The sequence below is a fragment of the Bradyrhizobium sp. CCBAU 51627 genome, from assembly GCF_028128765.1.
GTDB lineage: Bacteria > Pseudomonadota > Alphaproteobacteria > Rhizobiales > Xanthobacteraceae > Bradyrhizobium.
Genome location: NZ_LBJG01000092.1, coordinates 79,477 through 94,011 on the forward strand (window position 1 = coordinate 79,477; position 14,535 = coordinate 94,011).

General features: G+C 58.0%; 11 protein-coding genes. 10 read left to right on the forward strand and 1 reads right to left on the reverse strand.

Annotated features, from left to right (window positions below; genetic code table 11):
• The first annotated feature begins 8 nt into the window (after positions 1-8).
• The 10 genes from XH88_RS36705 (at position 9) to XH88_RS36750 (ending at position 12,407) form a co-directional block, all read left to right on the forward strand.
• Positions 9-200, forward strand: coding sequence for a hypothetical protein (locus tag XH88_RS36705; RefSeq protein WP_080138344.1), 192 nt, complete (start codon positions 9-11; stop codon positions 198-200).
• A gap of 115 nt (positions 201-315) precedes the next feature.
• A complete protein-coding gene (locus tag XH88_RS36710; protein ID WP_271673038.1) occupies positions 316-1,209 on the forward strand; it encodes a SctD/MshK family protein in 894 nt (297 codons plus the stop codon).
• 33 nt (positions 1,210-1,242) lie between these two features.
• The gene (locus XH88_RS36715) at positions 1,243-1,779 is read left to right on the forward strand and encodes a hypothetical protein (protein WP_271673039.1); all 537 of its coding nucleotides are present in this window, start codon (positions 1,243-1,245) and stop codon (positions 1,777-1,779) included.
• Between the two features lie 2 nt (positions 1,780-1,781).
• On the forward strand, positions 1,782-2,210 hold the full coding sequence (locus XH88_RS36720; RefSeq protein WP_271673040.1) for a tetratricopeptide repeat protein: 429 nt from the start codon (positions 1,782-1,784) through the stop codon (positions 2,208-2,210).
• Between the two features lie 9 nt (positions 2,211-2,219).
• Positions 2,220-4,319 (forward strand): type III secretion system export apparatus subunit SctV, encoded by a 2,100-nt coding sequence (gene sctV / locus XH88_RS36725; RefSeq protein WP_271673041.1) that lies wholly within the window; start codon positions 2,220-2,222, stop codon positions 4,317-4,319.
• A gap of 30 nt (positions 4,320-4,349) precedes the next feature.
• Positions 4,350-4,940 carry a tetratricopeptide repeat protein gene (locus XH88_RS36730; protein WP_271673042.1) on the forward strand — a complete coding sequence of 197 codons (591 nt, stop codon included), beginning with the start codon at positions 4,350-4,352 and terminating at the stop codon, positions 4,938-4,940.
• A 1,561-nt stretch (positions 4,941-6,501) separates the two neighbouring features.
• Entirely contained in the window at positions 6,502-7,950 is a 1,449-nt protein-coding gene (locus tag XH88_RS36735) for a M16 family metallopeptidase (RefSeq protein WP_271673043.1), read from the forward strand.
• Between the two features lie 59 nt (positions 7,951-8,009).
• Positions 8,010-9,350, forward strand: a complete 1,341-nt coding sequence (locus tag XH88_RS36740; RefSeq protein ID WP_271673169.1) for a M16 family metallopeptidase — start codon at positions 8,010-8,012, stop codon at positions 9,348-9,350.
• Between the two features lie 1,528 nt (positions 9,351-10,878).
• Positions 10,879-11,628 carry a hypothetical protein gene (locus tag XH88_RS36745; RefSeq protein WP_271673044.1) on the forward strand — a complete coding sequence of 250 codons (750 nt, stop codon included), beginning with the start codon at positions 10,879-10,881 and terminating at the stop codon, positions 11,626-11,628.
• Between the two features lie 59 nt (positions 11,629-11,687).
• Entirely contained in the window at positions 11,688-12,407 is a 720-nt protein-coding gene (locus XH88_RS36750; RefSeq protein WP_271673045.1) for a hypothetical protein, read from the forward strand.
• A 279-nt stretch (positions 12,408-12,686) separates the two neighbouring features.
• Here the strand turns inward: XH88_RS36750 and XH88_RS36755 are convergent, their stop codons facing one another.
• Positions 12,687-14,333 (reverse strand): NEL-type E3 ubiquitin ligase domain-containing protein, encoded by a 1,647-nt coding sequence (locus tag XH88_RS36755; protein WP_442868516.1) that lies wholly within the window; start codon positions 14,331-14,333, stop codon positions 12,687-12,689.
• Positions 14,334-14,535: the final 202 nt, after the last annotated feature.

The following is a 14,535-nucleotide window of genomic DNA, read 5'->3' on the forward strand; positions in this document are numbered from 1 at the left end:
AAATAGACATGGCAGTTGACAATGTTGGCGGAAATGGCGGCGCTGCTGGTGTTCAGCAGACCGGCGATACGGGCTTCCAGAACCAGATGGCTGAATTCGAGCGTGTGAGCCAGAAAGTTCAGGCCCAGGCCGTGGCAATGCGCAGAATTACGACCGAACTCTCGTCCGAGAAGAAGGTCGCCGACGAGCGCGTCCAGTAATTCTGCAAGACGGGTGGCTCACCGAGTTGCTACCGTCGCCGCGCCGTGAATGACGAACTCTGGATGAGCCGTACGGCACTGCCGTACGGCTTCTCTCGTTATTCAGGAGATCATCGTGAACGACTCTATTTCGCTCGAGTTCGAGGTGCTTTCGGGACTCTACACCGGGCTCAAAGGAAAGGCGGCGGGCGGCGACAGCATTGTGGGCAGCGGCCTCGATGCTGACCTGATCTTCGTTGAACAAGGGCTTGAACCGCATCACCTTCGCATCACCCCGCAGCGTGATTGGATCGAGGTCGAGGCGCTCGCTGCCAATATTAGCATAGACGGTCACGCGAGCATCACTTCAGGTGAGCGCGTCAGAGTGCCCCTTCCCGCGGTCGTGCATGCCGGCGCGATCTCCATCCGCTGGTCGACAGAGGATGTCCAGCCAATTGCTTCGGGCAAGCGCTCTCGCAGCTCGATCGTGACCCTCAGCCTGATCTTGCTCAGCTGCATCGCGATCGGCACCTTCTCAAGCATGTTCGCCCCCGGCGATAGGGCGATGGCGACAAGAACTGAGTCATCGCGCGCGGCCGAGATTGCCGCTAAGCCAACCGTGAAACATTTTGATGCGAGAACTGCCGATGAAATGGCCACATCGCTGCGGCAAGAGATCGAACGAGCGGGCCTTCTTGACGTCAAGATCGGGAGCGGTCCCGGCGTCGTGACCGCGGAAGGCACAATTGCGCCGAACCTCGTCGCCAAATGGAAAGAAATCCAGCAATGGTTCGATCGTCAAACCAATGGCACCCCGACCCTTGTGAATGCTGTCATGGTGAAAGAGGAGAAGATGCCGTCTTCGATTGCCGTCCAAGCCGTCTGGCGTGGAAGAGAACCTTATCTGCTTATTGCCGGGCAGAAGTATTTCGTCGGCGCGCTCTTAAGTAATGGATGGACCGTTGATCGAATTGAGGATGGACGAGTTCTGCTCAGCCGCAACGGCCGATCTGCCGCTTTGCCATACTAAGGTCTCTACCCTGCAAGAAAGAAGGAGAAGGCGATGGCTAGGCTGCCCCAGCAGTCCGTAGGGCCCGGCACCTCATCGCAGGGATTAGATGCGGGCCAGCACGCAGCGGTAATCGGCTCGCCTCCCTCGCAAGGTGATAAACTCGATGTCGGAGGCGCCCATTCGGATAGCGGCACGAAGCGCGCGTCGTGGCGAGATGCGGTTTCGCATGATCTGCCAATTGACGGTACGAGCGAAGGGGCGCTCGAGGTCCATTCCGTCCGCGCCATTTCGCGCGTCACTTTATTCGAAGGCGAGGCAGGGGCAAATGAGACAGATCCACGTGCGGCATTGGCTTCGCTTTATGGTCCCAATCTGTCTCGCGGACTACTCTCGTTCGTCGTTCCACGCCTCCGTCATCCGGACGTACTGCGCGCCGACAAGCATGGTCCTCTTCTGGAACGCTTGACGCGAACGTTGGAGGCGACGCCGGAAGACGAGACGGCGCGAGAGTGTTTGGCAATCCTGCAGCAGGAACTTCAGCGGTTACTAATGCTCCGGCAAAATCAAAACAGCTTAATCAAAGGATAGCTATGGCCGATCCTGATGGATTGCAGCATCTCGCCGCTCCCTTGGTTCCAGAAGTCTCCAAATCCGGCGATGTTCCGTCGATCTCCGGGCCGGAGCGCGACCTGCTTTGCGCACTCTCATATGTCCATCTTGCGTGCGGGCAGAGCGCACAGAGTCTGGCTCTGCTGCGAATTGCAGCCCGCGAGCATTCCAACGACGTCGGTTTACTGCGCATTCTAGCCTACACGCTAATCGCCGAGGGCCTTGGCGAGGAAGCACTCCATGTGCTGGACCGGCTGGACGCACTTGATACGCAACCCTCTTCCCGCATACCGATGACGCTGTTGCGCAGTCACGCACTCCGGCACGCTGGCCGCATGTCCGAGGCTCGCGAGGTCTTCCAGCGCTATGTGTCACTGCGCGCGAGCACCGCCCTCGTCAAAACGCAATAGGGATCTATCATGGCCAACGTTCTGCGTGACTTCTTCGTGCGCGCTCCGGCCCAGCCGGATTTCATGGTTGCATTGATGTTGCTTCTGGCGATCGGCATGATGATCATGCCAATCCCAATCGTCGTGATCGACATGCTAATCGGCTTCAATCTTGGCTTTGCCATATTGCTGCTGATGGTTGCCCTCTATCTCAGCACACCGCTTGATTTCTCGTCCTTGCCGGGCGTCATTCTGATCTCTACCGTATTTCGGCTCGCGCTAACGATTGCAACAACGCGGCTGATCCTTGCCGAGGGCGACGCCGGTAGCATCATTCACACCTTCGGCGACTTCGTCATTTCGGGGAATATTGCGGTCGGTATCGTCATATTCTTGATCGTGACCATGGTCCAATTCATGGTTCTTGCCAAGGGTGCCGAACGCGTCGCAGAGGTGTCCGCGCGCTTCACGCTTGACGCGCTACCAGGCAAGCAGATGGCGATCGATGCGGACCTGCGCAACAGCCATATTGATCAACACGAAGCACGTCGCCGGCGCGCCGCGTTAGAGCAAGAGAGTCAACTTCATGGCGCGATGGATGGTGCCATGAAGTTCGTTAAGGGCGACGCGATCGCCGGTCTGATCGTGATCTGCATCAATATGCTGGGCGGAATCAGCATCGGACTGCTCTCCAAAGGTATGTCGCTCGATGAAGCGCTGCATCACTATACACTTTTGACGATCGGTGATGCGCTCATTTCGCAGATTCCGGCGTTGCTGCTGTCAATTACCGCCGCGACCATTGTCACGCGCGTCAACGGACCATCCAAGCTCAAACTCGGCGCCGATATCGTTCACCAACTTACCGCAAGTACGCAGGCACTTAGGCTAGCCGCCTGCGTCTTGGTATTCATGGGGCTAGTTCCCGGCTTTCCTTTGCCGCCGTTTGTCGTGCTGGCCGTCCTGTTTGCTGCGGCAAGCTACGTCAAGGTCAGCCCCAAAGGCGACAAGCCTGCCGCCAAAATAGGAGCTAGCGCCGCTGCTTCGGCGCCGCCCCCTGCAGCGACTCAGAAGCAGACCGCACATGCGGAAGCACTTCCGATCGCGTTGTTCCTTGCACCGAACCTGACGGATTCGATCGACAAAGACGAGCTGGAAGAGAGCATTTTGCGTGTTTCTAGGCTCGTATCGGCGGACCTTGGCATCACTATTCCGCGCATCCCGGCCCAGATTGGCGAGAGCTTGTCCTCGTCGCAATTCCGGGTGGATGTCGATAGTGTGCCAGTTGAGCGCGATGTGATCAATCCTGGCCACCTGGCGCTCAACGACGATGTGGCGAACATCGAATTGAGCGGCATCCCCTTTCAGCAAGACCCTGAAACGAATCGGGTCTGGATCGAAGAACGGCATGCAGCGGCCCTCAAGGCCGCGGGAATCGGATATCATCGGCTGAGCGAAGTTCTTGCCTTACGTCTGCATTCCACATTGACGCGCTATGCACAGCGCCTGGTGGGTATCCAGGAAACCCGCCAATTGCTCGCCCGGATGGAGCAGGAATATCCTGATCTGGTGAAGGAGGTACTGCGTACAGCCACCGTCCCTCGGATCGCCGAGGTACTACGCCGCTTGCTCGATGAGGGCATTCCAATCCGCAATACCCGCTTGCTCCTCGAGGCATTGGCAGAATGGAGCGAGCGCGAGCAAAACGCCGTCCTTCTCACCGAATATGTTCGTGCTACCTTAAAGCGGCAAATCTGCTTTCGGTATGCTAACGCCCATCGCGTCGTCGTCGCCTTTATCATTGAGCGTGAGAGCGAGGAAATCATCCGCGGCGCAGTAAGGGAAACGGCCGTCGGACCATACCTCGTCCTGGACGAATGGCAGAGCGAAAAGCTGCTTGCACAATTTCGTCAGATCCATGCGACCATCGCGCAAAGTAAGAGTCAGCCTGTCGTCCTCGGTTCGATGGATATCCGGCGTTTTGTGCGCGGTTTTCTCACGCGCAACGGGATCGACCTGCCTGTTCTGTCGTATCAAGATCTCGCCGCGGACTTCACGGTCCAACCGATTGGATCCGTCAAGCTTCCCAAGGCGCCTTCCTCGGGAGGGCTCCTAACAACTGCAAGCTAAGAGTGCGCGGCACTTCCTCGTGAGTAGCCAATGAAATCTAATGAAACCAGGTGCCGCCGATATTTGGGCTCCACCAGTCCAACGCTGCGGCCGGCCTTGCTTGCGGTGCTAGCTATTGTGCTGCTCGCTGGCTGCGCTAGCCCAGGTCAACATGGCCTATCACCGCAGCAGACGTCCACATCCGGCCTCGCAGACACCAAAGAGATCGACCCAGCCGCGCGCGAGCGCATTTCGCACGCGCTCGGCCGAGATCCTGACGAAGCGGTTCTGCGCGATGCCTTAAAGCAACAGCCTAGCAACATCGATGCTGCTATCCCTCTTGCGCGAGCCCTGCTGGCACGCAACTGTCCGAATGATGCGCTCGACGTGCTCGAGGGCGTGTTATTGGCAGCCCCTGGCGACCTGCGCGCATTGAATGCCAAAGCAGTTGTTCTCGATCACGAGGGCCGGCACCAGGAGGCCCAGGAACTGTACCGCCAAGCTCTCGCGGTGGAACCTGCAAACCCGATGCTGCGCAACAATTTCGGACTGTCCCTCGCCCTTGAAGGCAAGACGGAGGCCGGCGATAGCGACCCAGCCCCGCAGGCGGACGCCCGGAAATCATTGGCTCGTTCAAGATAAGTGGCGATCAAGAGAGAGGCGGAAGAGCACATTTTGATGCTTAGCTGTCAGCTTGCCGACAGTAGGCTTACTATGAGCGGGGAATCTCAATCGGCACGGCCCTCGTCGGCACGAACAGGAAGTGTTATGTTTAAGCACACTTACAATTCATCAAATGGGGAACGTGTTTCCGGGTCCGATGACTGAGAACGAGCGCGACCGATGACTCCTATACGGATAGCCAAAGGTTTTTCGGATGTATTCTCTGATCTGATTTTTGAGCCATCGAGCTCATCTTCTGATGCATCTTCGCGAGCAGTTCCGACATACGCGCTGGTTGGCGAGCGGCCGGTGGTTGAGATCTCAAGATCTTCATTTGAGGACAAGCTGGCAGATTTTTATGGAGGAGACATACAGGATATCGCTGCTAAGCCGCGGCGATACTCTCGCTGGACTTCCAACGCTCAACGCACACGGACACGGCGTTTCGCTTCGGCGCGAAGTCTATTTCGGAGAAAGCGCGTTTTTTTCAGCTATCAGCTCGGGAATAAGAGCGTCGGGCTACTAAGAACGGAACCCGGAGATCGCATGAGTGAGCTATTTAAGGGCAACAATGATTGGCGCGAACAATTTCCTGGGCGAGATGAAATCAACTCAACAATAGCTTTCCGGGTTACTGATCCGCTCATCGATAACGCGGGCTTGCATTAGCCGAAATCCCGCGATGTAGCGGCACTAAGTGCTATAGCGCGGTGGCGGCGCACCTTCAACATGACAGACAGTCCGGTCATGTGAGGATCTCCTCCCCTGCCATGCCGGGCAAGAAATTGGTCGAAAACCGTTTTCGTCCGTTGGCCGTCGGGAGTGGACGGCATGATTGGTTGGCAGAGCCTTGCCGGCATGACGGCGGCCGACATGAACGTCTTCCGGAGGAACACGTCCACATCAAACCCGCCCGGCAGTGCTCTATCTGGGTGCTTTTGGCATCCCGTGGGTTCAGCTCGTTGTTCAGATAACAGAGAGAAGAATTAGCTAATGTGACGGAGCTAGGCTTCGGCTTGGGACGCTTGATCGCATGATTTGGGGCGATTGTTGAAACATCTGAAGGAGGACTCCTCGCTACTGGTTATGATCGCACTTCATGAGATGGCACTTGGGCGCGCCTATGCAGCAGAAAGCCATTTCTAAGACGCGCTAGAGAACAGCACGCTCCATCACTCTTGGGCAATTGGCGACGAGCCGATCTACGGAGCTGCTCGCTCACTCCCGCTTCGCGACCATGAGGCGTATTGTCAAGCCAATCATCGTGTAGAGCGATACGTGTGACGGCAAGCCTGCCGGGCGTTGTGCCGGCCTCATATCGTGACGCGTTGTGCGCAAGGTCGTGTTCACGACACGTCGACGGTTTACATTTGGCCAAAACATTACGCGCCGGTTCTGTTTTGTGTCCCGCTGCGTGCGCGAGGCGCCAACCCGCGATTGGTCCGGTTCTTGCTCTACTGTTTGCCAAGACGGGGCGCGGCTACCCTCCCTGTCGGATTTCCTCACCACAGTGACCAGTATGGAACGGAAAGGCGATGCCATGAAGAACCGGATTTCGGTCACCGCCACGGCGGCAGGCACCGCCGCTGATGCCTCGGGCTCGACGATGTGCAGCGCCCCGGCGGTCAAGAGCACAACGGATGATAGCACCGGCTTATGCCTCTCTGATGAGGCTAACGTTTCTGCCGGAACGGTCAGATCAGATCGACCAGCAAGCTTCACGCTTCAGAACGGCCTGCAGGTGGTCGTGATCCCGGATCATCGCACACCGGTCGTGACTCAGATGATTTGGTATAAGGTGGGTTCCGCGGATGAACCGCCCGGCAAATCGGGGCTTGCGCATTTCCTCGAACACCTGATGTTCAAGGGCACGTCCAACCATCCGGCGGATGAATTCTCCAAAGCCGTACTGCGCGCCGGCGGCTATCAAAACGCCTTTACCGGATTCGACTTCACCAGCTACTTCCAGCACGTGCCTCGCGAGCACCTCGGCACGATGATGGATTTTGAAGCCGACCGCATGACCGGTCTCATTCTCAAGGACGAGAACGTACTTTCCGAGCGCGACGTCGTGCTTGAGGAATTCAATATGAGTGTCGCCAACCATCCCGGCAACCGCCTTGCCGAGCAGATGATGGCTGTGCTTTACCTCAACCACCCCTACGGCCACCCTATCATCGGGTGGCGCCAGGAAATCGAAAAGCTTACGCGAGAGGACGCCCTCACGTTCTACAAGCGCTTCTATGCACCGAACAACGCGATCCTGATCGTCGCTGGCGACGTAGCCACCAAGGAAGTGCGCTCGATGGTGAAGGAGACGTTTGGCGCCATCCCCGCTCAACCATCGATTGCTCCGGAACGCCTGCGGCCGCAGGAGCCGACGCCGGCCGCTCAGCGCAGAGTGACGTTGGCCGATTCCCGCGTCGAGCAGCCAGCCCTGCACCGCTATTATCTCGTACCGTCTGCTCGCACCGCGGTCGCGGGGGAGAGTCCAGCGCTCGAGGTGCTCGAGCAGTTGATGGGCGGCGGCGTCAACTCATATCTCTATCGCTCGCTAGTGGTCGAAAAGCAGCTCGCGGTCACTGCCAGAGCGAGCTACCGCTCTGCCGCGCTCGATCCCTCGCTATTCAAGATTTCCGCCATACCAAAACCTGGCGTCAACCTCGGCCTGATCGAGCGCGCCATCGACGAGGTAATCGCCGACGTTGCCCGCACTCCCGCGAGCATTGAAGATCTCCAGTGGGCGAAGGCGCGGCTGATTGCGCAGGTCACATACGCTCAGGATAGTCAGGAAATGTTCGCGCACCGGTATGGCCGCGGCCTGACGACGGGACTATGCATCGATGATATTCAACGCTGGCCGGACCACATCCGCGCGGTCAGTGCACAGCAGGTGCACGACGTCGTGCAGAAATGGCTAGACAAGAAACGAGCGGTGACCGGCTATCTCATCAAAGAGTCCACTCCACAACACTGGGAGAAGCTCTAGTGAACCATCCTTGCACACGACGTGGGATCCTCCTCGGGGGAGCCTCGCTCTCCATCACGATGCTCGCTTCGCCAAATTCGGTTGCCGCCCCGAGGTCACTTGATCGGACCAGGATCAAGCGCCTGATTTCGCCTGCCGGTATAGAAGCCTGGTTCATGCAGGATTCCACTGTACCAGTGATCTCGATGGAATATGCCTTTACCGGCGGCGCGACTCAGGACCCCGCTCAAAGGCCTGGCGTAGGCCACATGGTTTCTGGCCTGCTCAAGGAAGGTTCCGGCGAATTTGACTTCAAGACCTTTCATCAGCGGCTGGACCGTCGTGCTATTGAGATGCATTTTCACGTGACCCATGATCACTTCCGCGGTGCCTTGCGCACGATGAAGGACAACGCGGACGAGGCCTTCGAGCTTTTACGGATGGCGCTAACCTCGCCACGTTTCGACGCATCCGACGTCGAACGGATCCGTGCTATTGTGCTCGCGCGCCTTCGGCACGAGTCGACCGATCCTTCGTCTCTGGGCCATCGCAAGTTCCTCGAAGTCGCGTTTGGGGATCATCCTTATGCTCGCCTAGCCGAAGGCTCGCTGGAAAGCGTGCCGAAGATCGAGGTCGCGGATCTCAAGGGTTATGTCCGACGCGTGATCGCAAAAGACACGCTCAAAATCGCAGTGGTCGGCGACGTCGATGCAGGGGTCGTCTGCAAGTTGCTCGACAACACCTTTGGCAGCCTGCCGAGCAACGCGGAAGCGATGCCGGTTGCCGAAGTCATCGCAGCAAAGCCGCCGCAGCGGGTCTTCATTCGGCTCGATGTGCCGCAGACAATTGTGACTTTTGGCGGTCCAGCCGTCCGTCGCAACGAGCCGGATTTCATGCCCGCCTATATCGTTAACCATATCCTCGGCGGCGGCGGGCTGACGTCCCGCCTTTTCCGCGAAGTTCGCGAGAAGCGCGGCCTGGCCTATTCCGTCGGTGAGCGCCTTGTCTGGTTGGATCATTCAGCCATGTTTCTCGGCAAAAGCGGCACCAGCACCGATCGCGCTGGCGAAACGGTCGAAGAAATCGAGAAGCAGGTCCGTCACATCGCCGAGGAAGGACCGACTCAGCAGGAACTCGATGACGCAAAGTCCTATGTGAAGGGCTCGCAACTGGTGGCTCTCAACACATCATCAAAGCTTGCGCGAACGCTACTGCAGCATCAGCTTGACAAGCTGCCCATCGACTATTTCGAAAAGCAGAATGCCGTGATCGATGGAGTGACGCTGGAGGACGCCAAGAGAGCGGCGCAGCGGCTGTGGGGCCAGGGTCTGCTCACAGTTATCGTCGGCCGCTCCCCAAAGGACGCAGCGCAGCCGATTACCGTGCCATTGGGGCCCACACCCCCGCCAGGCCTCGATTAGCTGGACGCCGCCCCGACGACGCCGCCCAATTTAGCTTTCTTGCAGCCCAGACGCCTAGCAAGCGTCTCGCTCATGCGCGCAGAGTACGTCTAGCCACTCGCCTTTGGTCGTGAAGATATTCGCTGGTTACGCAGTTTCCCTGCCCTCGCTCGAGGCCGCTTTTGCGCAAACGCGTTTAAACATGGCGGCAGTCCGAGTTAAACTTCAGGTAAGCCAAATAAGACAGAGATTGCCAACCTGCCAGAGCCCCGGATCGGAGCTCTTCGCATCGCCAGGGGATCGCTACTTTCGGCCGGCCTTCGGCGGCAGCTTCGAGCTCGACCCCTCCTTTCAGGCATCCCTCGATTGATTACAGTGAGTATGCGGCTTAAGCGCGTTCAGGAGTGTTCGAGTTGCATTGCCTTGCCATGCCGGCGCTATATACCGTTGCGCCGGCGGGATCGATGCCCCCTGGAGCGCAAACTATAGTGGGCGGCCTCAGCATGCTGCGGTTGTTATTCCATATGAAGTAGAGCATGACGTAGCTGCTTTAGGCCGAGGCCGAATTTGCAGATCAATTACGTCAAGCGCGATCGATAAGAAGAAAGAGAACTTGACGCACAGCTCGCAACCCATTTCAGGCGGACTTGCTTAGCATATCGAAGGGTGGTCAGAGTGGGCGCCTTAAAACCCTAGCGTATAGTATCTTCTGCCCCAAGGAAGCGCCCAACGAGAGTGCACACCCGCCAGGCTATCGTTCATTCCACTAAGAGTCCTTGTCGCCCCGTAGTACGTAGCTCGGCGAACTCTCTGTCCGAGACAAGATCGACGGTTCCGACCATTCGACGTCGGCTTCTTTTAACGGAGCATCCGATATCGCTTCCCCACCGGTGCTGCACCGTCGGCCAGAGGTCAGCTCTCCCTTCGATCTTGGTCTCAGTGACAGCGATAATCTCGCTGCAGAGCGAACAGATGCATGCCTGCTATTGCGTCACCAACGCGTTTCAGCGTTCGCATATCCCGACATTCTTCGGCAGAGTGAGAGCTCGCTCGTTCACGGTCGCCTCTCGGGAACTAGCCAGCCAATTCGCTCTCGTCCGAAAGAAGACGATCTGATCCAGCAGACCTTTGATGGTCTGCCAACCTATAGTCGGGCCGCATAGCATCGGCTTGATTTGCGCTCTCATCGAGCTCGCAATCTGACGTAACGTAAGACTCGTTTGCTTCATGAAAATTGGATGGTGGCAGCGACGGCTTCCATAGCTCTTGGCAATGCAACGATCACCGCCGGCAGAAAGTTGATTCTTGGCCCGCGCATTCCAGCGGCACAAACCTCACGTAAATCGCCACTACAAGTGATTGCTCCCATTCTCGGGCCTGCATCATCACACGACGTTACTCGCTTGATGTTGAAAACGTCTATCAGTTGCAGAACTCTCGCACCCAAGGTTCATTGCCCCTTCTTTCCGCCATGTTCGCAACCAAAGCAGAGACGCGCTGATTGCGCACTTCGCGCGCGGCGATAGCGAGAGTCTCAGGAGACGTTTCTATGGTAAAGCCAGTGGTAATTGTGGTCGGCGCGGACAAGGGAGGAGTCGGGAAGACGACCGTATCACGAACGCTACTGGACTACTTCAGCGTGAACAGCGTGCAAACACGCGCATTCGACACAGAGTGGCCTCGGGGAACGCTGAAGCGCTTTTATCCTGGGATTACTGAGATCGTCGACATGACGACGACCACGGACCAGATGAAGATCTTCGATACCTTGAATTCAGGGCTGTCCGTCACTGTCATCGATGCTCGCGCAGGCCTACTTTCCTCTGCGCTGGCTTCCTTGCGCGACATCGGCTTTCTGGACTCGGCACGGTCTGGCCAGATCACATTTGCGGTGTTCCACATCCTTGGATCATCCATCGCGTCGCTCGACGAGATCGCGGAAACCGCGACTTTCATGAGCGGCGCAAAGTACTACCTGGTCAAGAACTTCATTAACGACACTCAATTCTTCCAGTGGGACCAAGCGACTTACAATTCCTATTTTCACCGCATCAAACATGCGACTGAGTTGACCATACCGAAGCTTAACGAGATGGCCTATGAGCAGGTGGAGATCGCATCCGTCCCATTCATAGACTTCGTCGCAAACAAAGCACGGAACGATGAACCCGCGAACAACTCCTTCGTGCTGCGCGGCTATGTCCGGCACTGGCTGGCAAATGTCTGGAGCGAATTTGACCGAATCAACTTGACGGAATTGGCCGGCGCCAAGTCCGCCACCCGGGCCGGCGAGAAGTAGTCGCATATCTGGCGAGCTCAGGTCGGGCCCACGTACGAAACGAAATTGATCTGCTGGCTATGTTAGCGACCCCCATCTACATCATCTGCTCTCCTAGCCCGCAGGTCGGTAAAACCCTCATCGCTCGGGCCATGAGCGAGTTCTTGCTGCTGAAAAACGGCACAGCATTGTCGTTTGACGTCAACTTGAAAGAGCCGTCATTGCTTGACTACCTCCCCAACATCACGGAGACCGCGGATGTGATCGACACTTACGGCAAGATGCAGCTGATGGACCCTCTTATCATCCACGATCGTGTAGCCAAGGTAATTGACCTTGGCTTTCACGCCTTCGACGAATTCTTCAAGATGTGCGAGGAGATTGGCTTCATGAAGGAGACAGCGCGCTGCTATGTCGCCCCTATCATCCTCTTCGTCGCAGCCGCAGACCGTATCTCCCTTCGCGCTTATGAAATGCTGCGGCGGCGAATTCCGCCGACGTCGCTGATCACCGTCCACAATGAATTCGTGCTGCGCGGCGGATTACCTGAGGCGATGGATAGCGAGCGGGTGGTTCGCATTTCCGCACTTCCGCTGTTCCTCAAAAGATATATAGACCGGCTTAGCTTTTCCTTCACTGGATATCTGCGCAACGAGAAGGACTGGTCCACCGAGCTGCATCAATGGATCCGACGGAACTACAGCATGTTTCGCGATCTGGATTCGAGTGTGACGCTGCGAAAGTCCGATCGACCGCGGGCGACGGATATCGATAGCCTACGTTGCACAAGGTCCACTTGAGAGTTCGGCCTGATCGCCATCTATTCGCCCGGGCTCCGAATGGTCGTTGATCCCTGACTTCGATGGCGTTCGCAACGCGAATGCATGGAGTTTTGTATGCGACTCTTCGCTTGGATCTCCATCCTTACCGTAATCGTCCCGACGGACAGCACGAGGGGCAATTGACGGTGGCTCATTCGCGAATGCCTCTTCCAAAGAGCACGTCCTCGAAAGAGTCGATGACTCTCTTCACGTTGTAATCGGTTAGGCGGATCGGCGGGGCCTTCCTTCGGAGGGCGCTCATAGCTCAAGGTCGAGTTTCCTGAGCACCTGATGCAAGACCGCACTTTTGATCTCCCGGGCGATCTCGTTTCGTATCTCTGCGCCGAGGACCCGCTCGGCATCGGCATCGCCTGTCAGGCCATGCTCGGCCAGTCGCCCATTCAAGCGGGTTTCAAACTGTACGCCCATGGCGTCGACGAGCCGCTCCTGCATTTCAGTATAGACTTGGGGTGCGATGCGCCTCACCGCACTTTCCCATGGTTGCCAGCGCGCTGCCAAATAGTCCGTAAATTCCGCCGCTTCCTGGTCCCGCACTGATGCCTCGGCCCTGGCCACATCCTCCTCGGTCACGTGAGAGACGTTCATGAATCGCATGTCGGGAGCAATGTGCCTCAGCTCCAGCGCGTCCCGCAGCTGGGTCTGGTAGGCAAGGTAGACCTCGATCTCATCGACGTCCGCGCCGGGATCGGCACGACGAAGCGAGTTGACCCTCTCGCGCGCGATCCCATCAAGCGCTTCCAAGCGAAACATGACGCGGCCGTTTTGAAGCAATTCGCCGACTCGCCCGTCATAGACGCCGTCCTCCACATCAGCGTTCAGGCGCGCTGCCTGCATGCCGTTCCAGACCAAAGTAATGCGATCTTCGCAGCTCGCGTTCGCTCCTGAAGCCAACTCGAAATACTGCTCGCGCAAACGCGGCCTGACGGCTGCCTGCCGCAGATCTTCGGCAACCGCCTGGCGGAACGTCTCGTGATGGTAATTCACGGTGCCCCGGAGCCTGTCAAGGAAATGTGCATAGTCCGCGGCCCCCGGCTCATGGGCGAAGTGTTGCCAAGCGGCCACTACCGTGGGCTCGCCCTCGAGCCACTCCGCGGCAACCTCTTGCAGGGACCGCGCCGCAACCTCCAACGCTCCACTCATGGTCGAGATGAAAACCGGAGGGCCGGCATAGTGTCTGGCGCGCATCGCTGTTGCCAGGCCGACCTGCACCCAATCGGCGAGCGGATTATTCTCCAGATTAACGCTCGACTCGCGGCTTAGACGCGTCAGCAGCGTCTCGGGCACGCTGGTCAGCTGATTGTTGCTGGCGCCGAGCCATAACAGCTGGTGCGGGACGGTCTCAGGCAGGTTGGTCAGCCGGTTGTGGCTGGCGCTAAACCATTCGAGCCCGGCCGGAAGAGGCTCGGGCAGCTCCGTCAACTGATTGTACTCGACGTTCAGAAGCTGGAGCCCGGCCGGAAGCCGGGGTAGGTAGGTCAGGCGGTTACCGCTGGCGTCCAACTCCTGAAGCGTTGCTGGAAGGTGTTCGGGCAGGCTTGCCAGCTGATTGTTGTCGACATTCAGGCGGCGCACGCCGGCCAGAATGGGCGCAGTTAACGTAGTCAGGGACAGAGACGACAGAGCTAGCGGCTCATCGAGATCACCCGTGCCCCGCCAAGCGCTCGTAAGACTTACCGCCTGTTGCCGATCCTCATGTTGCGCCTGCCCGTCTTCGGCAGCCCAGTCGGCCAACACCTCCTCCTGCCAGGCAACCGCCTCGGCAGCGGACGCGTGCACGTCCCTCAAGGCCTCTCCCCACTGCGACGCGGCCGGAGAGCCCGGTTGGGAGCTTTCGGAATCAGAAGTTGCGGAAGGAGTACCTGCGCCGAGCTGTTCTGCGTTCATCGATATGGTTTCTTAGGTAGCAAAATGGAGCGAACGCGCCGGGTCGGCGCATCTTAGAACTGGTAGTCCCCCCTATCGCTGACACCCCACCGGCCGACCGAAACGAGGTGTGATCCCACAATCGGGCCGTCCCGCACGACCGGCGCGAATACGCTTCTGCAGGTGCCACCGAGCAACTGCAGGCAGTGCAGCCGGCGACATC